The sequence below is a fragment of the Rhodobacteraceae bacterium Araon29 genome (assembly GCA_039640505.1).
Classification (GTDB): Bacteria; Pseudomonadota; Alphaproteobacteria; order Rhodobacterales; family Rhodobacteraceae; genus CABZJG01.
Window position 1 is genome coordinate 3213790 of sequence record CP046865.1, and the last position, 20813, is coordinate 3234602.

Genomic DNA, 20813 nt, shown 5'->3' on the forward strand with positions numbered 1-20813 from the left:
AATGTATCCCAAGACTATTCACCCCGAAGGTTGGGCCCCGGCCCTTGGTTATGCAAATGGAATGCTCATGCCCGATGGGACATTGCACATCGGCGGCCAAATTGGCTGGGACAAGGACAAGAAATTCGTTGCAAAAGATTTCTGCGGCCAGATGGAGCAAATTCTATTCAATATTGCCGCGATTGTTCAAGCTGCCGGCGGCCGTGTGAGCGATGTCGGACGCCTTACATGGTATGTGAAAGACAAGTCGGAATACCTCGCAAATCAGCGTGCGATTGGCCAAGCTTATCAACGGATATTTGGCAAACACTTTCCTGCAATGTCACTGATTATCATTGATGATCTAGTGGAAGATGAGGCCTTGCTTGAGATTGAAGCAACCGCCTTCATTTCGCTTAAGTGATACCAATTGCATATATCCCAACCGCCTACACGGTGATGCTTGAACTTCAAGCGATAACAGATATATCCTTTGAGTAACCTGAACGGCAACGGTGGATGAGACACTATGGAAAAATCGCTTTTTTCTGTCTTGCCAAGCAAGATTGCGAACACATCAATAAAGACTTGTATCACATGACCTCTGTGATGATCATACCCCGCTTGACCACATCCCAAAAGGACTTCAAAAAATGTTGAAAGCCAAAGACGCGCCAAATCTGTCATCCTTTAATTGGGAAGATCCGCTGCTGCTGGATGCGCAGCTCGAAGATGATGAAAGAATGATCCGTGATAGCGCCCGCGCCTATGCCGAAGAAAAGCTTCAGCCACGGGTGATCGCGGCCTACCGCGAAGAAAAGGCAGAGCCTGGTATCTTTGCCGAAATGGGCGAAATGGGTCTTTTAGGCTCGACCATCCCAGAAGAATATGGCGGCATCGGTGCCGGCTATGTTGCTTACGGTCTAGTTGCACGTGAAATCGAACGCGTGGATTCGGGCTATCGGTCCATGATGTCGGTGCAGTCTTCTTTGGTAATGTACCCGATTTACGCCTATGGCACCGAACAGCAGCGGCAAAAATATCTGCCCAAACTTGCCGCCGGTGAATGGATCGGCTGCTTTGGGCTCACCGAACCCGACGCGGGATCCGATCCGGCCGGCATGAAAACCCGCGCCGAAAAAGTGCAGGGCGGCTATGTTTTGAACGGCTCAAAGATGTGGATTTCCAATTCGCCGTTTGCAGATGTATTTGTGGTCTGGGCCAAATCTGATGCCCATGACGGGAAAATCCGCGGATTTGTGCTTGATAAAGGCACCAAGGGTCTAAGCGCGCCAAAAATCACGGGCAAGCTGTCGCTGCGCGCCTCGACCACGGGCGAGATCGTTTTGGACAATGTCGAGGTCGGCGAAGACGCGCTGCTGCCCAATGTTGAAGGCCTAAAAGGTCCGTTCGGCTGTTTAAACCGCGCACGCTATGGCATCGCTTGGGGGGTGATGGGCGCGGCCGAGTTTTGCTGGATGGGCGCACGGCAATACGGGCTAGACCGCAAACAGTTTGGCAAGCCACTGGCGCAAACCCAGCTGTTTCAGAAAAAGCTGGCCGATATGCAAACCGAAATTACGCTTGGCCTGCAATCGGCGTTGCGGGTGGGCCGGCTAATGGACGACGCCTCGGCGGCGCCAGAGATGATTTCACTGATCAAACGCAACAATTGTGGCAAAGCCTTGGACATCGCCCGGATGGCCCGCGATATGCACGGCGGCAACGGCATCAGCGAAGAGTTTCAGGTGATCCGCCATATGATGAACCTAGAAACCGTAAACACCTATGAAGGCACGCATGATGTGCACGCGCTAATCTTGGGTCGGGCCCAAACCGGACTGCAGGCGTTTTTCTAGGGTTCGCTCAGAACGGTACAACAGTTTAAAATGAAAAAGACATTGCCAGCTTTTGAGACAGGGGTACGGGATGGAGCATTCGGAAATTGACACACCTTCGGTAGTGATCGACCTTGATATTGTCGAGGCCAATATAGCCAAATACCAAGCCTATTGCGACAAACTGGGTCTGTACCTGCGACCGCATGTCAAAACACATAAAATCCCCGATTTGGCAAAGAAACAACTGGCCACCGGCGCAACTGGCATCACCTGCCAGAAGATATCAGAAGCCGAAGCGATGATATCAGAGGGCGGCATCGATGATATCTTGCTGACCTATAATGTTCTGGGGAAAAGCAAACTGCGCCGCTTGTGCCAGCTTGCGCAGAAGGTACGGCTTTCGGTGGTGGCGGATAACCTCACCTGCGTTCAGGGATTGTCGGAAACCTTTCAGGATGCACAAACGCCGCTCACAGTGCTGGTGGAATGCGATACTGGTGCCTTGCGCTGCGGCGTTGTGAGCCCAGAAGAAGCGCTCGAATTGGCGCAGGCCATCGACCGCCTGCCAGGAGTTAGGTTTGGCGGTTTGATGACCTATCCGCCCATTGGCAATGCCGATCACATCAACAGCTTTCTTGAAACGGCCAAATCTCTGATCGAAGACAGTGGGCTGTTGGTGGATGTGGTATCCATTGGCGGATCGCCGGATATGTGGAGGGTGGATCAAATTCCAGTGGGCACAGAATACCGCATTGGCACTTATATTTATAACGACCGCTCGCTGATCATGCATGGCACCTGCGAGATCAAGGACTGCGCCCTGACTATTTTGGCCACCGTTGTGTCCACCCCAACGCCCAACCGCGCTGTGATTGATGCCGGCTCAAAAAGCCTAACTTCTGATCTTTCCGGCTTATCGGGCCACGGCCTTGTGGTGGGCTATCCCGATTTAACCATCGAAAAACTTTCGGAAGAGCACGGATGCATCACCAGCGACCAGCCGACAGGTTTAAAGGTCGGCCAGCAGGTACATATCATCCCGAACCATGCGTGTGTGGTGAGTAATATGGTCGATCATGTAGTGTTTACCCGGCAGCAGAAGCCCGTCAAAACCCAGCCGGTCGTTGCACGCGGCCAAGTGTGGTAACGGTGCTATCATAGGCAGATTGTGCCCTGCCCCTTTCGCATTTTTGGTTTTCACACCCAAACAGCGCGTCGCCAGCCCAAGATCAAGGCTTTCCAAAACCAATCTCTGTGGTAGTGTTGCCTTAACAGAATAGGGAGATTTTCAATGAAACGCGCAAGTGATTATTTAGCAGAAGCAAACGCGGTCGTAGAGCGCATTACAACAGAGCAGGCACTTGAGGCCTATGGCAACGCCGATGCTGTCTTTGTGGATGTGCGAGATGGGACAGACATTGCCCAAAGCGGAACCGTCAAAGGGGCGCAGAAAATCAACCGCGGGTTTTTAGAATTTGCCGCTGATGACAGCACGCCGCATCACAATCCAGCCCTGCAAAAGGATGCCAACATCTATGTTATGTGCGCCGTGGGCGGACAAGCCGCCCTTGCCGGCAAAACCTTGAAAGACATGGGCTATGAAAATGTGTATAACATTGGCGGTTTTGGCGATTGGAAAGCCGCTGGCGGCGCGGTGGAATAGCCCAGCCGCATCTGCCGATAAATTTTAAAACCCTAAAAGGCCAGTGGGGCGCAGTGTTTAGCACTGCATAAAAGCTATATCTTAAACAAATTTGCTTTCATGTTCATCCCAAATGTAACAACTGTTAACAAAATATATTGCAGCCCCTAATTGATTAAAACCGCCTAGCCATATATCTGCTGAAAACGCCGTCAGTTTTGCTTTAGCATGCTCAAATTTCTTTTTCACACATTGGTGTATTTTTTAGCACTTAAAATTCAATTTTATAGACCACTAACTCAAGATATTTATATGTCATTTAGGAAAATATACAAAACTCTGAACTGGGTCGTAGGAACAGCCTTAGGGCTTTGGGCAGGCGCAATTTTCATTATCTTTGTTTTTGTTTCCGACACCATAACCTATGACCGCTCGTCTATTCAAAATGTGAACCCAGATGACCAAAGCGAATTTTTTAGCATTTTGAAGTCGTCAGACGCTTGGTTAAGATCAAGCCTTGTTTCTGATCTTGATCTCAAGCCGGTACGGATTGTTTTTACAAAATCTTGGCCAGAATTTTTTGTTTACGCGCCGTTTTATGGGCGCCCCTATGCTTTGTCTTTCCCCTTTATCAATACGCTCATCTTTGCCCCATATGATCAAGAAAAAAACACTGTGACCTCCGGTGAAGGATTTACCAGAAGTATTCAGGACGTACTGACCCATGAGCTTGTCCACCAAGCTCTTTCACAAAACCTAGAATTTCTCACCTACCGCAAGATGAAACCCTGGGCTGAAGAAGGGTTGGCAGAATATATAGCCGGTGGCGGCAGCATAGCCTATGAAGACGGGCTAAAAAAATTCTGTGATGGGAAAGAGGATAAAAGCCATGCCTATCGGTATTTCCTATACAAAATCGCAGTGGGCTTCGTATTGAATCAAGACGGCGCCTCTTTGCTGCATTTGGTTGAGGCAACTGAACCTCTGAAAAGCGTTTTGGACAGAGCCCGCCCACATTATTGTGGATAGTATATAAAGGCATTTTCATGCCTTACTCATGTGCCAAATTCTCTAGCTTATAGGAGCTAAATGATGAAAAAATACATTTTATGTACTTTGTTAGCGGGCTTCTGCGGATCATCACTTCTAGCTAACGATAATCTGAAAGAAGGCTTCTTGCTGGCAGACGGTGCCGCACGCATCACTGGTGACGAAAACTTCAGAGCCGTTGAATTTGAGAGCGCGGATCAAGATACTACTGTCTTAGTGGAATGCTATTTGAACAACGACCTTCGAGTATCGGTTTTACTCAATTTACAACCCAATATTGATAATTTTACTGAGGCCAACATTATTTTGAAAAGAGATGATGGGCGTTCATCTAGTTTCAACGGATTGTTACACAATATCGAGGGGACGAAAAATAAGGTGTTTCTTGTCAATCCAGATCATCTGAGATCAAAGCCAAAAAGATCAGTTCGTATTTTGACCGCACTGATTTCATCAAGACAACATGCCATCTCAATTAATGCGCCCAGCTTAGGTTTGACTGTTCAAAAAAACTTCAATGTAAACCCGTTTGCCGTAGCATACATATCGCAACGTTGCGGGGTGGATCTATTGAAGGAAAATGAGGGGGAGAGAGTATCTATCTTTCGCCCATCGCGGAGTGGATGATATCCACAATTGGAGCAAAAAAGTAACTTTTCAAAAGGTGGGTTCCCATTTTTTGTCAACCTCAAGTGTCAACCCTAGTTTTAATGAGAACTCTTCTGAACTGTTTATAAGGCCTTTTTTTTAGTACAAATCTATTGATGCCCAGTTTTATGAACCTTCCAATTGCATCACATTTTAAAAACCACCACGCTTCTCAGGAAGATCGCAAAACTTATTTGCCTAACGGGCGCAGCTTTTTGGGACGATTTAAAAAGAAACTGATTTTTCTAAATGTATTCAAAGCGGCGAAATAACTTGAAAGCCTCTATCCGATTTAAATTGAAAGCCATAAACCGTTTCGCGAACAGTGGCTGCATTACACAGCGGTCTGTGCTGTATTTAAACTGCCTGCTTTATAATCAATGAACAGAATAGTTTTGAAAAATCTGTAAACTTGTTTTTGGATCGTAACGGAATTGTTGATGTAATTGGATAAAGCTGATTAGGCTTAAACGGTTGTGTGTAAAAAGGTTTCGTTTATGCCGGTTTTAAGTTCCAGAAATGAAAAAGGTCGTTTTGAGTTTGAAAAAAACCAAACGATACTCGAAGTTTCCCTCGAAAATGAATTGAGCCACCTGCACGTATGTGGCGGGCATGGAAGATGTTCAACCTGCCGTGTCCAAGTTTTAGATGGCTTGGAAAACTGCGAAAATCGAAATGCCATAGAGCAGGCGATGTCAGAAAAGCTGGATTTCCCCGATGATGTTCGCTTGGCCTGCCAAACCAAACTTAAAGGCGATGTCACCATCCGTAGGTTGCTTAACGGGATGGAAGATATCAAATTTGCAAAATCCGCGATTGAACAATCCGGGCCGATTGGATCCAATAAAGATGTTGCCATTCTGTTTGCAGATATCGAAAATTTCACCCCGCTCAGCGAGCGTATGGCCTCGTTCGACGTGATGTATCTGTTGAATAAGTATTTTGACTTTGCCGGTGATATTGTGATGAGCAATGGCGGCGCTATGAACAATTACATTGGTGACGCATTTCTAGCAGTTTTTGGTCTGGATGATACCGGGGATGAAACCTTTCGTGCCGTAAAGGCCGGGATTGAAATTCAATCAAGGCTCAATGAATTTTCGGCGCAGGTGGAAGAAGACTTTGACGAATTGTTCAAAGTGCGTATCGGTATTCATTATGGCGAGGTGATCGTTGGTATGTTGGGTTGCCGCGGGACCGAGCGGCTGAGTGTGATTGGCGATACGGTTAATATGGCAGCTCGCGCCGAGGCGGCAAATAAAGACGCAGACACAGATATGTTAATCACTGAAATGGCCTTTAGTCAGGTTGAGGGCCGTGTCGAGGTCGAAGATTTCATCCGTATGAAGCTTAAAGGTACCAGCGAACGCACCACGCTTTATGAAATCAAGTCGGTTATCGGGGATAGCCTTGCAAAAGAAAACACCGAGCAAAAAATTATTGGCGGTATTGAGTGGCACCGCTCGGTTCCTGTTGCGGACCTAAAAGAGGGCAGCAAACTAGAAACCAGCTATCAAGATGAGGCTGTTTTAGTGTTTCGCCATGACGGCGAGTTGCGCGCCGTTCAAAATGCCTGCACACATATGAATTTACCTTTAACCGGTGGGGACATTGATGATGGTGGCAACATTACCTGCCCCTTCCATGGCACTGCCTATTGCACCAAAACCGGCGAAGTCACCAAATGGTGCGAGGGCTTGCCAGATGATATGCCGGCAGAAAACAAGGCCATGATCACGTCGATCAAGCAAAACCCGATCAAAACCTTTCTGACCCTTGAAAGCGACAACCACGTCTGGCTTGCCGAACCCTAAGCTGCAACCATGGCCCGGCTGCACTATGGTTTTTGTGCATTTAACCTTCAGTTGTATTCTTGGCCCTCACGCGTTGCAGTAGGCCGGATAAACAGATTGGGATCGAACCTCCGGTAATTCCGATAAAGAGCGTTACAATTCTGTTGACTGTTGAACAAAATATATTTCCACGCTTAGTTGATCGGCTGGGCAATACGAAGATATGGTGAATGTGCCGCGCCCTGTTTTATCACGATTAACTTTAGCCAGCTTAGCAAGAGACATTATGGCAGACAAATTAAAAGGCGAAGTATGCGGGATGCTTGCGTTAGCTGCTATGCTATTTTGGCACCTCGGATATGGACTTGCAAAATGGGTGGAGTTAAATGTGGTGGAGTTTGGCCTCATCGAAGTCGTACTGCTGAGCATTTTTATCGCTACAAGTTCTCGCTATTATAGAGTCTTCAGCGACATTTCAAAGATAATATCAGCAAAAGAATTATCCGGGATATTTGTATTATCTGCAATTACGTTTCTCTACACTGGATATCGGATGGCGATGTGGGCAAACCTAGTTATGTTTGAATTTACATTCTTGGACTTAATGAACTTAGGCATTTCTATTTTTGTTTTTACCCGTTTTAGCAAAAGTCTTCGTGCAAATTAAATATTTCGCGAGCAGGCTATTAAAACTCAGAGTTATGGACCTTCCAATTGCATCACATTTTAAAAACCACCGCGCTTCTCAGGAAGATCGCAAAACTTATTTGCCTAACGGGCACAGCTTTTTGGGACGATTTAAAAAGAAACTGATTTTTCTAAATGTATTCAAAGCGGAGAAATAACTTGAAAGCCTCTATCCGATTTAAATTGAAAGCCATAAACCGTTTCGCGAACAGAGCGACTTTAGTCGCTTTGCTGGTCTATGTAAGTTTAATGGTCTGGTTCCATTTCCCAAAAACCACTTTTAACAGCGGCGTCCTGCATCTAAATATGGATAAAGAAATTAAACAGCACGTCATTCGCGCAGAGCCAGAGATTATCAGTCGCCTCAAGCGTTCCGAGTTCTATAGTGATGCATTCACACTCAAAATGACAATCGCATCCCATAATTTTCAATATACAGTCATGGTTCCGTATTTTCCCCGATCATTTGGCGCAGCCTATCCCTTTTTCAATTATGCCTTTATTGCCCCAATTGATGCGCAAACTGGCGAAATTATTGCAGGCGCTCGGACAAAATTGCAGCCTGCGACACCTTCACTTGAAGATGTGATTGCGCATGAAGGCATTCATTTAATGGTCAATAAAGCGCTCGGGTCCGTTAAGGCTAGATTTTTGCCCACTTGGAAATATGAGGGCTATGCAGAGCATATTTCCCCACCGAAGCATCGTGATGCCAAGAAGATGTTAGCAGATTTTTGCGGGGATACATTAGAAGATAGCGCCTCTAGCGACTACTTTCTTTATAGACTGGCGGTTGGACATTTGATGGAAGCCAAAGGCATGAAGGGCCGTGATGTTTTCGAAAGTGAGCTTGAATTTTCCGATGTGTTAAGCGAAGTGAAATCGCTGCGATGCCTATAAAATATGTTCCGAGAACACGACACTGAAAGCCGGATCAAAGGCTTTTCCAATGATTTTTCGAAAAAGGTCAGCCGCAAAATGCGGCCGCATTAAGGCTTTTGCAATATCGCGTTTTCCCATGCCTTTAGGAAGTTCTTTCGCTTTAAGCGGTCAAGATACACCATCAGGCCGGGGCCAAGCCGAATGGGCCGCAGTGCGGTTTCCTGTTCTAGCACATCGCGTTGTAGCGTGGGAAAGGGAAAGTCCCCGGCTTTGCCGGCCTCAAGGCTAAAGGACAGCAGATGATCTATAAACAGACCGGCAAGCTGCGGCTGTTTGGCATTTTTGGGGATCAGCGCCGAGCGGAGCATCAAAGTGGTAAAATCACTTGGCTCGACGATGATGATATCGTCTTGGTTATTGGTTTGCGCCGCCGCATAGCTGCCCAGAACATTATAGGCAAAGGCCAGTTTACCCGAACCCACATCCTCGATCATTTTTCCCGAGCAGCAGTAAAGCTGGGCGTTCATATTGCCCATCACTTCGGCCAGCCGCCAATAGGTTTCCGATGTGCGGGCATCTTGGGTGGCGAACAGATAGCCCAGCCCGCTGCTACGAATATCATAGGTGCCAACGCGGTTTTTGAACTGCATCGGGTGCGACCGCATGAATGCAATTAGTTCTTGTCGGGTTCTAGGCACCGATTGACCGTCAAAGTCGCGGGCGGAAAAAACCAGTGCTGCAGGCTCTTGTGTAAAGGCAAAAACCAGATCCTGCCAATGGGCCCAGTCAGGCAATTGGGCGGTAAACTCCGAACGGAACGGCAACGCCATGCCGTCATTGGCCAGCTTGGTTTGCAAATCCATGGCACTGGACACAGCAAGGTCGAACTGTGCCCCCTCATCAACCAAAGCCTTAACCAGTTCGGTAGAACTGACTTCAAAGTAATCGACAGATACGGACGGATTCTGGCGTTGAAACGCTTCTATGACCCCGGCAAAAAGATCAAGGTCGGCAGTGGAAATCACTTTTAGAACTTGGCTTCCGGCTTCGGCCGGAAATTGCCGCCGCTGGTCAACATCAAAACCGAAACCAAGGGTTGGAAACATCCCTAGCGCAAGGGCAAATAAAAGGTAACGCATGCGCCCACTCCTTCTGTGTTGTTTTTTAGCTCTAAGCTGCCGCCATGCGCATTCGCCACATCATCAGCAATGGTCAGTCCAAGGCCGGAACCGATGGTGTCATGGGCGTTTGAACCCCGTACAAAGCGGTCGGTTAAAAGTTTAAACTCGTCATCAAGAAAGCCTCTTCCTTGGTCCATGAGCTCCAAGGCAACGCCAGAGTGCCGCTCGCTCAAGGTGAGCTTTACCGAACTTTCCGTCGGTGAATATTTGATCGCATTATCAATCAAGTTGCGCACCGCGTTCTGAATTAAGATCGCATCACCTTTTACGGTCAAAGGCGTGCCCAATTGCCAGTCAAGATCAATTTCCTTAAGCTCGGCAACGGGCCTTAGCCGAGTGACCAACTCATCCACAAGCGCCTGAAAGTCGAAACTTTCAGCCACCAGATGATCGGTTCGAAAGGTCACCATGGCATGATCCAGCAATTGGCCCGCGGCGCGCGAACTTTCATCAATGGCCCGGATCATTTCGCGCAAAGCTTCACGGTTTTCATCCCGCTCAACCCGCCGCAGCGTCACTTCGGCCTGCATCCGAACCGTGGCCAAAGGCGTGCGCACCCGATGCGCCGCCTCGGCAATAAACTCTTCCGATTGCGATAGCGACTTTTTAAGCCGCCCGATAAACTGGTTTAGCGAGCGTACCAGCGGCACCATTTCGCTGGGTACCGGCGATTCCACAGGGCGTAAATCCTGCGGCCCGCGCCGCGAGACCGAGGCCGCCAAACGCCGCAACGGACCAATCGTCGACTGTGCTGCATAAAATGTCAAAACCATCGCAATGGCAAAAAACCCAATGCCCAGAAAAAGCACCGTCTGGGAAATCTGCCGCAAGGTCTGTTTTTGGCCATTGCGAGTTTGCGCAATCGTGGCGCGCACCACAACCGGTTGATTGTTCAAAGATAGTTTCCGGCTGGCTGTCACCAAACGGATATCTTCCCCCAGATATTGCTCTGTGGCAAAGGCCGGCTGGCTTTCCATAGTTGGTTCTTCGGCAAATGGCAGGTCCTCATAACCGGTCAAATAGACCTGATTTTGCTCAATTTTGTAAAACACCCGATCATCCGAGATATTGCCCAGCATAGAAAACGCAGAATAGGGGATATCCACATTCAACGCCCCGTCCTGCACGGTGACCGCATCAAGTACCGAAGTGACCGATGCGGCCAGAATATTATCCTGGCTTTCCTGAGCCAGCTGCCGGCCATAACTTTGCACCACCAAAAACAGGATCACCGCCAAAATCGCGGCACTTGCTAAAAGCCGGACAATCAGCCGGCGCCGGATTGATCGGGTTGCGGTCACATGATCGTTCATGAAACACTTAGCCGATAGCCCATGCCGCGCACGGTCACGATGTTTAAATCGGATCCCTCTAATTGTTTGCGAAGGCGTCCGACATAAACCTCAATGGCATTTTCGGCCACATCATCTTCATAGGAAAACAACCTGTCGACCAGTTTGGATTTTGAAAAAAGTTGATCCGTTGAATTTATGAAAATTTCCAAAAGCCTAAGCTCTCGGTTTCTAAGCTGCACCTTTTGTCCGGACACTGTCAGGGTTCCGGCAAGCGGGTCAAATTGGGTATTTCCGAATCGTTTGATATTATTTGCCATACCGCCCTGGCGCCTGATCACCGCACGGCAGCGCGCCTCAAGTTCGGAAAAATCAAACGGTTTGGTGATATAATCATCCGCCCCAAGATCCAAAACGCCAACCCGATCTGACACCTCAGAGCGCGCCGTTATGGTGATAATGGGGGTTTTTCCACCGGCCATTCTATAGGATTTCAAAAGGCTGCGCGCATCTCCGTCCGGCAGCATAATATCCAATAAAATCAGATCGTAATCAGTTGTGCTTAGATAATCCTGCGCGGTTTCAAGCGTCGCGGCATGATCCACAACATGGCCATCCAGCGACAGCCGGTCCAAAACGGCCTTGGCCAGTGCAACATTATCTTCAACAAGCAAATATCGCATTTGTGATCCTTTGCGATCCTGCAACGTGACAGGTCTATGACAGTTTTGATCCCTAGTCTTAGTCATGGTCCGTAAATAACGGACATGTCAAATGGGAGGACAATATGTCGACTTTAAAATTTACCCGCCGGGCGCTGGCCGCCGCGGCGGCAGCTACGCTGTCTTTGGGAACACCGGTTCTTGCCGGCGGTCACCAAGTTGTAGACAGCATCCACTTCCTCATCCCCGGCGGTGCCGGCGGTGGTTGGGACGGAACCGCACGCGGGACCGGTGAGGCGCTGACCAAATCTGGCCTCGTGGGCTCTGCATCTTATGAAAACATGTCCGGCGGCGGCGGCGGGAAAGCGATTGGCTATCTGATCGAAAATGCTGACAGCCAGCACGGCACAATGATGGTCAACTCAACACCGATCGTAATTCGCTCGCTCACCGGTGTGTTTCCACATAACTTCCGCGACCTGACACTTGTATCCGGCACCATCGGTGATTACGCCGCTTTGGTGGTGGGCAAGGATAGCCCGCTGAATTCAATGGCCGACTTGATCGCTGCTTATGATGCAAACCCAGGCGATACAGCCATTGGCGGCGGCTCTGTACCGGGCGGCATGGACCACTTGGTGGCCGCGATGGTTATGGAAGCGGCTGGAAAAGATGCCTTGGGCGTTAAATATGTCGCCTATGATGCAGGCGGTAAAGCTATGGCGGCCCTGCTGTCAGGCGAGATTAAAGCGCTTTCAACAGGCTTCTCAGAAGCGGTTGCGCTTGCCCAAGCGGGTGAAGTGAAAATCCTTGGCGTGACATCTGATGCGCGCGTTGATGCATTTGCCGATGCACCAACCATGAAAGAGCAAGGTATTGATACAAACTTTGTCAACTGGCGCGGATTTTTTGCAGCACCCGGCTTGCCTGCCGACACACTGGCCGCATATCAGGATGCGATTGCAAAAATGTATGACACACCCGAGTGGGAAGCCGTACGTGCACGCAACGGTTGGGTCAACATCCACAACCCGGGTGATGATTTCAAAAGCTTCCTTGAAGCACAGGAAAAAGTCATCGGTGATCTGATGAGAAAACTGGGCTTTCTCTAAAGCTTTTTAACTCTTGGCGATCCCTGCTATGCTGGGGTCGTCACATCAAATGAGGGATGACATGGCACTGGATCGCTGGATCGCGCTGATCGTACTTCTGATCTGTTTGGCCTATGGCTATACCGCTTTTTTCACCATGGATGAGGGATTGCCGCCCTTTATGCGCCGCAGTCCGATCTGGCCCAGTACCTTTCCTAAGGTGCTTGCCGTTCTGACCGGCGTAACAGCGCTGCTTATCGTACTTGGCGTGGAGAAATCGGATGGTTCCATCAAGGAAGGCGGGATCAACTACCGCCGGCTCGGAGATTATAAAATTGGTCAGGCTGCAGGACTTTTGGCTTTGATGGTGGCCTATGCGCTTTTGCTAAGGTCCATGGGATTTTTATTGTCCACTACAGGCTTTTTGTTCTTGTCTGCGGCCGTGCTTGGCGAACGCAAGTGGATTAGGCTGCTGATAATCTCTGCTCTGGCAAGCGGATTTGTGTGGTATCTGGTGCAAGTGGTGCTTGGAATATTCCTGCGGCCCCTGCCCTATGTTTTGACATAAAAAGGTGATGAAATGCTAGAAGGTCTACTGCTTGGGCTTGGAACCGCCTTTTCCATTACCAATATTCTTATGGTGGTTGGCGGCTGCCTAATCGGCACATTTATCGGTATGCTGCCCGGTTTGGGGCCGATGTCGATCATCGCCATCATGATCCCCATCGCCATCACCATTGGCGATCCTTCGGCGGCTATCATTCTTTTGGCCGGTGTTTATTATGGCGCTATTTTTGGCGGCTCGACCTCGTCGATTTTAATCAATGCGCCCGGTGTGGCTTCGACCGTTGCCACAAGCTTTGATGGCTACCCCATGGCGCGGCAAGGCAAAGCGGGCAAAGCCCTGACCGTTGCGGCCATTGCATCGTTTTGTGGTGGGACAATCGGCGCCATCCTGCTGATGATTTTTGCACCGGCGCTGGCCAGCGTGGCCTTGCTGTTTCATTCGGCTGAGTATTTCGCACTGATGGTGGTGGGGCTGTCTGCCATCGCAGCTTTTGCCGGCACAGGGCAAGTGGGCAAAGCGCTACTAATGACACTTTTGGGGCTGATAATGGCCACGGTGGGAGAAGGCGCTTTGTTTAACCTGCCACGCTTCACCATGGGGATTATGGATCTGCAATCCGGCTTTGGGTTTATCACCCTAGCAATGGCGATGTTTGCCCTGCCAGAGGCGCTGTATCTGGTGCTTGATCCGGCGCGATCAAACAGCGGCAAAGCCAATGAGGATATCAAAGACCTTCGGATTACCCGCGAAGAAGCCCGCGCAATCGCACCGGTGATTGGCCGGCAATCGATCCAAGGGTTTTTAATCGGGGTGCTGCCTGGCGCCGGCGCGACAATTGCCAGTTTTCTGGGCTATGCGGTCGAGCGCAACATTGCATCGAAAGAAGATCAGGCCCAGTTTGGCAAAGGGTCTGTCAAAGGCCTTGCAGCACCAGAAAGCGCCAATAATGCCGCTTGCACAGGGTCTTTTGTGCCGCTTTTGACATTGGGCATTCCGGGATCGGGCACAACCGCCATTCTTTTGGGCGCACTCATCGCTTTGAATGTCTCACCCGGGCCACGCTTGATGGTGGATCAGCCGGAAATTTTCTGGTCGGTGATTATTTCGATGTATGTTGGCAATGTGATCTTGCTGATCCTCAACCTGCCGCTGATCCCCTATATTGCAAAAGTGCTGACAATTCCGCGCAATTATCTAATCCCGTTTATTCTGTTTTTCACCCTGATGGGGGCTTATATTGGGCAAAACAATGCCACCGAGCTGCTGATCCTTGTGGGATTTGGTATCTGCGCCACAGTGCTGCGCTTTGCCGATTACCCACTGGCGCCTTTGCTGATCGGTTTTATCTTGGGGCGGATGCTTGAGGATAATTTTTCCCGCTCCATGCAGCTTTATGACGGCTTTAGTTTCGTTCTAGAACGGCCAATGACCATGGGGCTTTTGGCGCTGGCGATTTTACTGGTGGCGCTGCCCAGTTATCGGGCGCGGCGCGCACGGCTGCGCAGTCAAGGGATTGCCGATGGGGACTAAGCCGCTTTCGGGTGTGCGTGTGCTTGACCTGACCAATGTGCTGTCCGGTCCATATTGTTGCTATCAGCTCAGCCTTATGGGCGCAGAAGTGATTAAGGTTGAACGCCCCGGGTCGGGCGATCTTGCCCGTCAACTTGGCGCCGACCCTACGCTTAGTGCGCGAAACATGGGGATCAGCTTTCTGGCGCAAAACGCCGGTAAAAAATCGGTGACGCTCAATCTAAAGCATCCCGAAGGGACCAAAATCCTCAAGCAACTGGCCGCGGCCAGTGATGTTTTGGTGGAGAATTTTAGACCCGGCGTGATGGCGCGGCTGGGGCTTGGGTACGGCGATCTAAAACCCACCTGCCCCGAGTTGATCTACTGCGCCATTTCCGGTTTTGGCCAAGACGGCCCAATGGCGGATGATCCGGCCTATGATCAAATCATCCAAGGTATCTCGGGGCTGATGTCAATCACCGGCGACCAAGGCAGCGCCCCGCTACGGGTGGGCTATCCTTTGGCAGATACGGTGGGCGGCATGACCGCCGCCTTTGCGATTGCAGCGGCGTTAAACGCGGCGCCGCGCGGGACATTTTTGGATATCTCAATGACCGAGGCGGTGCTTTCCGGCATGGGTTGGGTGGTGTCAGATTACCTGATCGGGGGCAAGCTGCCCGAGCCGCATGGCAATGAAAATGTCACCTCTGCGCCATCGGGAAGTTTTGAAGCCAAAGACCAAAAGATCAATATTGCCGCCAATAAAGATCAGCAATGGCGCGCGCTGGCGCGGCATTTGGGATTAGAAGGCTTGATCGAGCAAGCCGCGTATCGCACCCGCGAGCAACGAAAGGCCAACCGCATCCAGCTTAAGACCGCGCTTGAAGCGGTGCTGAAAACCCGGCCTGCTGCCGATTGGGCGCACGAGCTTAGCGGATTGGGCGTGCCCTGCGCGGTGATCCAAAGCGTGCCAGAGGCGCTGCACAGCGGCCAAATCACCGGCCGTCAACTGACCCAAACCCATCAGGCGGCAGATCAATCCATTGATACCGTTGCAGCGCCCGTAGTGGTTGATGGCGACCGGCCTAAGGCATTACAGCCGCCGCCCGAGCTTGGACAGGACAACCACGCGGTTTACGCACAGCTGGGCTATGATACGGCCGCGCTACTGGCCTTGGCAGATCAAAAGGTGATTTAGCACAACCAAAGAGCTTGGGAAAAGATACAGTAGCATGAATTAAAGGCCAGCTTTCAAATGCTTAGCAACGGTTTTATACAATGAAGCAATGCAGGATAATCTGCAATACATGCCCAAAGATGCTATACTATTTCAGCAAGTGCTCTATATCCGCGTAATATTTGTGGCCCAGCGCCTCCCATTTATCGTCAACTTGATCAATAAAACTGATCATTTCCTTTGTTCGAGAAACAACACTTAGGTCTAAAGTATACCTATTTCCGGGAAATTTTCGCTCGAATTTCAAAATCTCGATCGCATCGCTGAGCAGACAGCCAGTGGTTTCACTGCACATAACGTCTTCGATCTGCTCATCGGTTAATGGCGCGTTGGGCATTGGTGGTAGAAATAGCCGGCTGCCTGGTTGGGCATTGGCATTTAAGACCAACTTGTTTTGTATGGCCCCATAAGCGAATAGGCGAACTGATTTTGCCAAAAGATTGCGTTTTCCTGGATAGGTATAAATATCTTCGATCAACGGATCAGGACTTCCCAAACCATAAAAATGTGTCTCTTTGCCCTCATACATCATATTGCAGCCAAAAATGTTAATCTGGCGCTGCTTAAAGGCCCAGATTGCAAAGTATCCCGCTAGAAAAACCATTGTTGTTCCACAAAATAAATGTCCGCCGGCATTCCATGACGCTCGACTGGACTGCTGCCCTCTTATTATATTCATGCCTCGTTCGACCGGAGGTAGGTCCTTTTCCGGAAAATCTCCTGGAATGATCAAATGCCTTGTCTCTGGATGCACACGCCAGGCATTATTGACCGCAAGAAGATCACAGCCTGCGGGAAGCTTTTGGTCCGCGATTGAAACAACTTCTGGCGCACTGCCTAAAATCAGTAGGGTACCATTTTGAAGCGGCTGGGTTTTTGAATCTTTTGTCATTTTTCAAAGCCATTTTAGCAGGAACACAGCTGGAATGCTTCCCTAGTGTACTTTGCACTGCGCTCCAAGTTACGAGTTGAATAATTTCCTATCTATCAATCTGGATCGGATAAAGCATCGCCCAGCTATTGGCTAGGCAATTGTTGGACGGGTGATCGATCAAAATGCTTTTAGCGTTATTCTGGCTTCGTTGGTTCCAGCTTGATCACAATGCACGTGGTCGAGGCCGTTGCATAAAGTCGCCCGTCTTCTACCCCGACGATTTTGCCTGTTGCTACACCAGTAGAACGGCCAATATGATCCGTTTCCCCTATGGCATCCACGCTCGTGCCAACTGCAATAGGACGGATGATATTGACTTTATATTCCAACGTGGTCGAGAAAAATCCTTTGGGCACGCGCGTCGCAACAGCGCAGGCCATCGCACTGTCGAGAAGGGTGCCATACCAGCCGCCATGAACACTGCCCATCGGGTTGAGCACAGTGTCATCCGGCGTGCTGCGAAAAACCACCCGTCCCTCCGCCACCGCATGCATTTTATATTTCATTAATGTTCCGATGCTTGGCGGGGCAAACCGGCCCTCCAAGATGCCGTTTATTTGCTCAAATCCAGTAAGGGACATGGCCTCTTGCGTTGTCATTTCAGGGGGCATTGCACGGGGTATTTCAGGGGGCATTTCAGGGGACATTGCATCAATTTCGTTACTCATTTTGCTCTTTACCTCTTCAGAATTGGATTATGCCGTTGCAGTGACCACATGGATGGTTGCCGGATAGCGGGTGATGCCACCGCTTCTTTTGGCTGCAGACATCCGCACAAAATCCTCTTGCACGCTTTGCACCTGCGCCTTGCTTGGTTCGGCTTCGAAAAGCATGCGCGCACCAGCGCCGATTTTCATCAGCAAAGCGGCATCTTCTTGCGGGCTTTGTCGGGTATCCAATGTGGTTTTCTGGGTGGCAATCTCAATCGCCTGATACCCTGCCGCGCGCAAAATACCCGACAGATAATCACGATCGCTAAATGCCATCGGCCCCGGCGCGGTACCAGGCGTGACAACAGGTGAATTTGTATGTTTGCTAACCACTTCCATTGGCTCAAGAAAAAACGGGTTGTCCTGCAGGGGTGCCCAGCAAACGAAGACAAGCTTTGATCCGGGGGCTAAAGCCGCACGGAGGTTGCCAAAGGCTTTTTCGGGATCGGCAAAGAACATCACTCCGAAGCGGGAAAATGCGCCATCAAAACCCGCCGGTTCAAATTGATAGGATTGGGCATCCGCCCATTTGAAAGTCACATTGTCCACAGCGCTGGCTTTTTCCCGGGCCAAGCTGAGCAGCGCGTCGGATATGTCTATTCCGGTGACTGCGCCGCGACCAGATAGCGTTTTCGCCATGCGCAGGGTGGTAGCCCCTGCCCCGCAACCGATATCCAACGCGCTGGGAAGGTCTAGCGGATCAATGCAGGAAAAAAGAATATCCGAAATATTCTGAAACCTGTTGTTCATCTCTTGGTCGTGAACAACCCAAGAGCGGCCCGGTTTTTCGTTCCAGTATTTGCCCTGATCTTCATTTTCGCCGTAAACCGACATGCTACCCCCTAAATATAACCTGTGCACCTGATCAAATAATGGCCCGCCACGGTGGTCAAACCTATCAATGCCAGCAAACGTACAAACCCCGGAAAAGTAAACTTGAAAAAAACTGGTAACTCATTGTCACTGGCTTGGGCGAGATGAAAATTATATTGAATACATATAGTTACTCATATCGCACGGTTGCGCAAACACCGCTCGACGTTGCGTCACAAAGCCATGCAGGCCGCTATTCCTTAGACGCCTGACCCCGACCAAAGTCCGGCGCATCTGTATCTTGACCTGCTTCAATAATGCCGCGGCGAATTTGCCGCGTGCGGGTGAAATAGTCGTGCAGATGCGCGCCGTCACCGCGCCGGATCGCCCGTTGCAGCGCGAACAGCTCTTCGGTAAAGCGGCCAAGAATTTCCAATGTGGCGTCTTTGTTGGCCAAAAATACATCCCGCCACATGGTGGGGTCCGAGGCAGCGATACGGGTAAAGTCCCGAAAGCCTGCAGCCGAGTATTGGATCACTTCGCTATCGGTTACGCGGCTGAGGTCATCTGCCACACCTACCATTGTGTAAGCAATTAAATGCGGTGCATGGCTGGTGACGGACAGCACAAGATCATGGTGATCAGGATCCATGCGCTCTACTTTTGCACCCATGCCTTGCCACAGCTGCTGCAAAGCCGCTATGGCCTGCTCATCTGCGCCATTGTCGGACACCAAAAGGCACCATCGGTTGTCAAATAGGCTTTCAAATCCACTTTCTGGCCCGGAATGTTCGGTTCCAGCAAGCGGATGCGCCGGGATGAAATGCACAGTTTCGGGAATATGCGGCGCAACGGCATCAATCACCGCGCGTTTTACCGAGCCCACATCACTCACGGTTGCGCCGGGTTTTAAAGCCGGGGCCAAGTCGGCGGCCACTTGCCCCATGGCCCCCACCGGCACACAAAGCACCACCAAATCGGCGCCTTCGACAGCCTCGCGCGCACTGTCACAAACGCGGTCGCAAAGCCCGATACGGCGCGCTGTATCGCGGGTTTCTTGTGATCTTGCATAGCCAGTTACTTCCCCGGCAAGCCCAGCGCGCTTGATCGCCCAAAACATGGACGAAGCAATAAGCCCAAGTCCAATGAGGGCAACACGGTCATAAACCTGGCTCATTTCACACCTGCCTTAAACTGTCCAACCGCATGGGCCACACGGCGGCACGCGCTTTCATCGCCCACTGAAATGCGCAGACAATCGGGCAGGTTATAGCCCGCAACACGGCGCACAATCAGACCTTGGGATTTAAGATATTCATCACAGGCCTCGGTTTGCGACTGTGAGGCAAATCGCGCCAGAATGAAATTGGTTAGAGATGGATCAGACGGCACACCGTGTTCGGCCAAAGCAATCGACAGCCAGTCACGCAACTGATTGTTGTCGCGTCTGCATTTATCGGCATAGTCTTGATCTTTCACCGCGGCCTCTGCCGCTGCAAGCGCAGCAGAGGACAGGTTAAAAGGCCCGCGCACGCGGTTTAAAGTATCAATCACCGGCCGCGGCCCGTACCCCCAACCAACGCGCATTCCCCCAAGCCCGTAAAGCTTGGAAAAGGTGCGCGTCATAACGATGTTGTGACGGCTTTCGACCAATCTGGCGCCGCCGTCAAAACCCTCGACATAGTCTGCATAGGCACCGTCTAGAACCAAGAGCGTCTGCTTTGGCAAACCATCCGCCAAACGGGCTATTTCCCCATCATCAATCATGGTGCCGGTGGGATTATTAGGGTTGGCGATAAACACCAGCCGTGTGCGATCCGTGCAAGCAGCCAAAATGGCATCCACATCGGTGATGCGATTGCGCTCTTTTACTTCTACCGGGCTTGCGCCGGCGGCAAACGCCGAAATGCGATAAAGGGCAAAACCATGCTCGGTATGGATCACCTCATCACCCGGTCCGGCATAGGCTTGGCATAAGAAACTAATAATTTCGTCACTGCCCACACCACAGATGATATTATCAGCCGTCAACTCAAATTGGGCTGCGATTGCCTGCCGCAAGCTGCCGTGGTCGGTGGAAGGATAAAGATGCAATTCATGGGCGGTTTTGCGAAATGCCTCAATCGCGGCTTCGCTGGGTCCGTTGGGGTTTTCGTTTGAGCTCAGTTTGACAATATTGCTCACCCCGTCGACATGCGCAGCGCCGCCTTGGTAAAGCTCGATTTGGTCGATCCCGGGTTGTGGTTTGATCTTATCCATTTGCATAACTCCGACTTGGGTTTCTTCTTAGCGGC

The 20813-nt window shown here is 50.4% G+C and carries 21 protein-coding genes; 13 read left to right on the forward strand and 8 right to left on the reverse strand.

From position 1 onward, the window contains the following. The first annotated feature begins 1 nt into the window (after window position 1). From GN278_15555 to GN278_15595, 9 genes are all read left to right on the forward strand, one after another. Window positions 2-403 (forward strand): RidA family protein, encoded by a 402-nt coding sequence (locus GN278_15555; protein ID XAT62056.1) that lies wholly within the window; start codon window positions 2-4, stop codon window positions 401-403. 229 nt (window positions 404-632) lie between these two features. After that, complete coding sequence (locus GN278_15560) at window positions 633-1838, forward strand: acyl-CoA dehydrogenase (GenBank protein XAT62057.1); 1206 nt, start codon at window positions 633-635, stop codon at window positions 1836-1838. A gap of 70 nt (window positions 1839-1908) precedes the next feature. Then, on the forward strand, window positions 1909-2967 hold the full coding sequence (locus tag GN278_15565; protein XAT62058.1) for a D-TA family PLP-dependent enzyme: 1059 nt from the start codon (window positions 1909-1911) through the stop codon (window positions 2965-2967). Window positions 2968-3111: 144 nt separating this feature from the next. Next, window positions 3112-3483: a rhodanese-like domain-containing protein gene (locus tag GN278_15570; GenBank protein ID XAT62059.1), complete on the forward strand. Its 372-nt coding sequence runs from the start codon at window positions 3112-3114 to the stop codon at window positions 3481-3483. A gap of 291 nt (window positions 3484-3774) precedes the next feature. Further along, a complete protein-coding gene (locus GN278_15575; GenBank protein ID XAT62060.1) occupies window positions 3775-4491 on the forward strand; it encodes a hypothetical protein in 717 nt (238 codons plus the stop codon). Between the two features lie 63 nt (window positions 4492-4554). Further along, window positions 4555-5139 carry a hypothetical protein gene (locus GN278_15580; GenBank protein XAT62061.1) on the forward strand — a complete coding sequence of 195 codons (585 nt, stop codon included), beginning with the start codon at window positions 4555-4557 and terminating at the stop codon, window positions 5137-5139. A 518-nt stretch (window positions 5140-5657) separates the two neighbouring features. After that, a complete protein-coding gene (locus GN278_15585; protein XAT62062.1) occupies window positions 5658-6974 on the forward strand; it encodes a Rieske 2Fe-2S domain-containing protein in 1317 nt (438 codons plus the stop codon). Between the two features lie 265 nt (window positions 6975-7239). Next, a complete protein-coding gene (locus tag GN278_15590) occupies window positions 7240-7620 on the forward strand; it encodes a hypothetical protein (GenBank protein ID XAT62063.1) in 381 nt (126 codons plus the stop codon). A gap of 326 nt (window positions 7621-7946) precedes the next feature. Next, the gene (locus GN278_15595) at window positions 7947-8540 is read left to right on the forward strand and encodes a hypothetical protein (GenBank protein ID XAT62064.1); all 594 of its coding nucleotides are present in this window, start codon (window positions 7947-7949) and stop codon (window positions 8538-8540) included. A gap of 89 nt (window positions 8541-8629) precedes the next feature. Here the strand turns inward: GN278_15595 and GN278_15600 are convergent, their stop codons facing one another. From GN278_15600 to GN278_15610, 3 genes are read right to left on the reverse strand one after another with little or no spacing between them, the layout of a single operon-like run. Then, window positions 8630-9661, reverse strand: a complete 1032-nt coding sequence (locus GN278_15600; protein ID XAT62065.1) for an extracellular solute-binding protein — start codon at window positions 9659-9661, stop codon at window positions 8630-8632. Continuing rightward, window positions 9631-11016, reverse strand: coding sequence for a HAMP domain-containing protein (locus GN278_15605; protein XAT62066.1), 1386 nt, complete (start codon window positions 11014-11016; stop codon window positions 9631-9633). The genes GN278_15600 and GN278_15605 overlap by 31 nt, the downstream gene beginning before the upstream one ends. Beyond that, on the reverse strand, window positions 11013-11678 hold the full coding sequence (locus GN278_15610; GenBank protein ID XAT62067.1) for a response regulator: 666 nt from the start codon (window positions 11676-11678) through the stop codon (window positions 11013-11015). The genes GN278_15605 and GN278_15610 overlap by 4 nt, the downstream gene beginning before the upstream one ends. Window positions 11679-11782: 104 nt before the next feature. On the opposite strand from GN278_15610, the gene GN278_15615 reads away from it, so the two are divergent. From GN278_15615 to GN278_15630, 4 genes are all read left to right on the forward strand, one after another. After that, window positions 11783-12769, forward strand: coding sequence for a tripartite tricarboxylate transporter substrate binding protein (locus tag GN278_15615; protein ID XAT62068.1), 987 nt, complete (start codon window positions 11783-11785; stop codon window positions 12767-12769). 61 nt (window positions 12770-12830) lie between these two features. Continuing rightward, window positions 12831-13316, forward strand: a complete 486-nt coding sequence (locus GN278_15620; protein ID XAT62069.1) for a tripartite tricarboxylate transporter TctB family protein — start codon at window positions 12831-12833, stop codon at window positions 13314-13316. 12 nt (window positions 13317-13328) lie between these two features. Further along, window positions 13329-14846, forward strand: a complete 1518-nt coding sequence (locus tag GN278_15625) for a tripartite tricarboxylate transporter permease (protein ID XAT62070.1) — start codon at window positions 13329-13331, stop codon at window positions 14844-14846. Beyond that, window positions 14836-16023 carry a CoA transferase gene (locus GN278_15630; protein ID XAT62071.1) on the forward strand — a complete coding sequence of 396 codons (1188 nt, stop codon included), beginning with the start codon at window positions 14836-14838 and terminating at the stop codon, window positions 16021-16023. The genes GN278_15625 and GN278_15630 overlap by 11 nt, the downstream gene beginning before the upstream one ends. Before the next feature lie 127 nt (window positions 16024-16150). On the opposite strand, the gene GN278_15635 is transcribed toward GN278_15630, so the two are convergent. The 5 genes from GN278_15635 to GN278_15655 form a co-directional block, all read right to left on the reverse strand. Beyond that, entirely contained in the window at window positions 16151-16954 is an 804-nt protein-coding gene (locus GN278_15635) for a hypothetical protein (protein XAT62072.1), read from the reverse strand. A 176-nt stretch (window positions 16955-17130) separates the two neighbouring features. Further along, the gene (locus GN278_15640; GenBank protein ID XAT62701.1) at window positions 17131-17619 is read right to left on the reverse strand and encodes a hotdog fold thioesterase; all 489 of its coding nucleotides are present in this window, start codon (window positions 17617-17619) and stop codon (window positions 17131-17133) included. 72 nt (window positions 17620-17691) lie between these two features. After that, a complete protein-coding gene (locus GN278_15645) occupies window positions 17692-18540 on the reverse strand; it encodes a methyltransferase domain-containing protein (GenBank protein ID XAT62073.1) in 849 nt (282 codons plus the stop codon). A 232-nt stretch (window positions 18541-18772) separates the two neighbouring features. Next, the gene (locus GN278_15650) at window positions 18773-19696 is read right to left on the reverse strand and encodes a prephenate/arogenate dehydrogenase family protein (protein ID XAT62074.1); all 924 of its coding nucleotides are present in this window, start codon (window positions 19694-19696) and stop codon (window positions 18773-18775) included. After that, complete coding sequence (locus GN278_15655) at window positions 19693-20778, reverse strand: histidinol-phosphate transaminase (protein XAT62075.1); 1086 nt, start codon at window positions 20776-20778, stop codon at window positions 19693-19695. The genes GN278_15650 and GN278_15655 overlap by 4 nt, the downstream gene beginning before the upstream one ends. Window positions 20779-20813 lie beyond the last annotated feature (35 nt).

Bases quoted from the DNA above. Each gene is read 5' to 3' on its own strand.
- GN278_15565 (XAT62058.1), top strand. From the start codon at position 1,909: ATGGAGCATTCGGAAATTGACACACCTTCGGTAGTGATCGACCTTGAT.
- GN278_15590 (XAT62063.1), top strand. From the start codon at position 7,240: ATGGCAGACAAATTAAAAGGCGAAGTATGCGGGATGCTTGCGTTAGCT.
- GN278_15635 (XAT62072.1), bottom strand. From the start codon at position 16,954: ATGACAAAAGATTCAAAAACCCAGCCGCTTCAAAATGGTACCCTACTG.
- GN278_15620 (XAT62069.1), top strand. From the start codon at position 12,831: ATGGCACTGGATCGCTGGATCGCGCTGATCGTACTTCTGATCTGTTTG.
- GN278_15625 (XAT62070.1), top strand. From the start codon at position 13,329: ATGCTAGAAGGTCTACTGCTTGGGCTTGGAACCGCCTTTTCCATTACC.
- GN278_15575 (XAT62060.1), top strand. From the start codon at position 3,775: ATGTCATTTAGGAAAATATACAAAACTCTGAACTGGGTCGTAGGAACA.
- GN278_15650 (XAT62074.1), bottom strand. From the start codon at position 19,696: ATGAGCCAGGTTTATGACCGTGTTGCCCTCATTGGACTTGGGCTTATT.
- GN278_15595 (XAT62064.1), top strand. From the start codon at position 7,947: ATGGATAAAGAAATTAAACAGCACGTCATTCGCGCAGAGCCAGAGATT.
- GN278_15585 (XAT62062.1), top strand. From the start codon at position 5,658: ATGCCGGTTTTAAGTTCCAGAAATGAAAAAGGTCGTTTTGAGTTTGAA.
- GN278_15580 (XAT62061.1), top strand. From the start codon at position 4,555: ATGAAAAAATACATTTTATGTACTTTGTTAGCGGGCTTCTGCGGATCA.
- GN278_15630 (XAT62071.1), top strand. From the start codon at position 14,836: ATGGGGACTAAGCCGCTTTCGGGTGTGCGTGTGCTTGACCTGACCAAT.
- GN278_15600 (XAT62065.1), bottom strand. From the start codon at position 9,661: ATGCGTTACCTTTTATTTGCCCTTGCGCTAGGGATGTTTCCAACCCTT.
- GN278_15615 (XAT62068.1), top strand. From the start codon at position 11,783: ATGTCGACTTTAAAATTTACCCGCCGGGCGCTGGCCGCCGCGGCGGCA.
- GN278_15645 (XAT62073.1), bottom strand. From the start codon at position 18,540: ATGTCGGTTTACGGCGAAAATGAAGATCAGGGCAAATACTGGAACGAA.
- GN278_15570 (XAT62059.1), top strand. From the start codon at position 3,112: ATGAAACGCGCAAGTGATTATTTAGCAGAAGCAAACGCGGTCGTAGAG.
- GN278_15610 (XAT62067.1), bottom strand. From the start codon at position 11,678: ATGCGATATTTGCTTGTTGAAGATAATGTTGCACTGGCCAAGGCCGTT.
- GN278_15555 (XAT62056.1), top strand. From the start codon at position 2: ATGTATCCCAAGACTATTCACCCCGAAGGTTGGGCCCCGGCCCTTGGT.
- GN278_15560 (XAT62057.1), top strand. From the start codon at position 633: ATGTTGAAAGCCAAAGACGCGCCAAATCTGTCATCCTTTAATTGGGAA.
- GN278_15655 (XAT62075.1), bottom strand. From the start codon at position 20,778: ATGGATAAGATCAAACCACAACCCGGGATCGACCAAATCGAGCTTTAC.
- GN278_15605 (XAT62066.1), bottom strand. From the start codon at position 11,016: ATGAACGATCATGTGACCGCAACCCGATCAATCCGGCGCCGGCTGATT.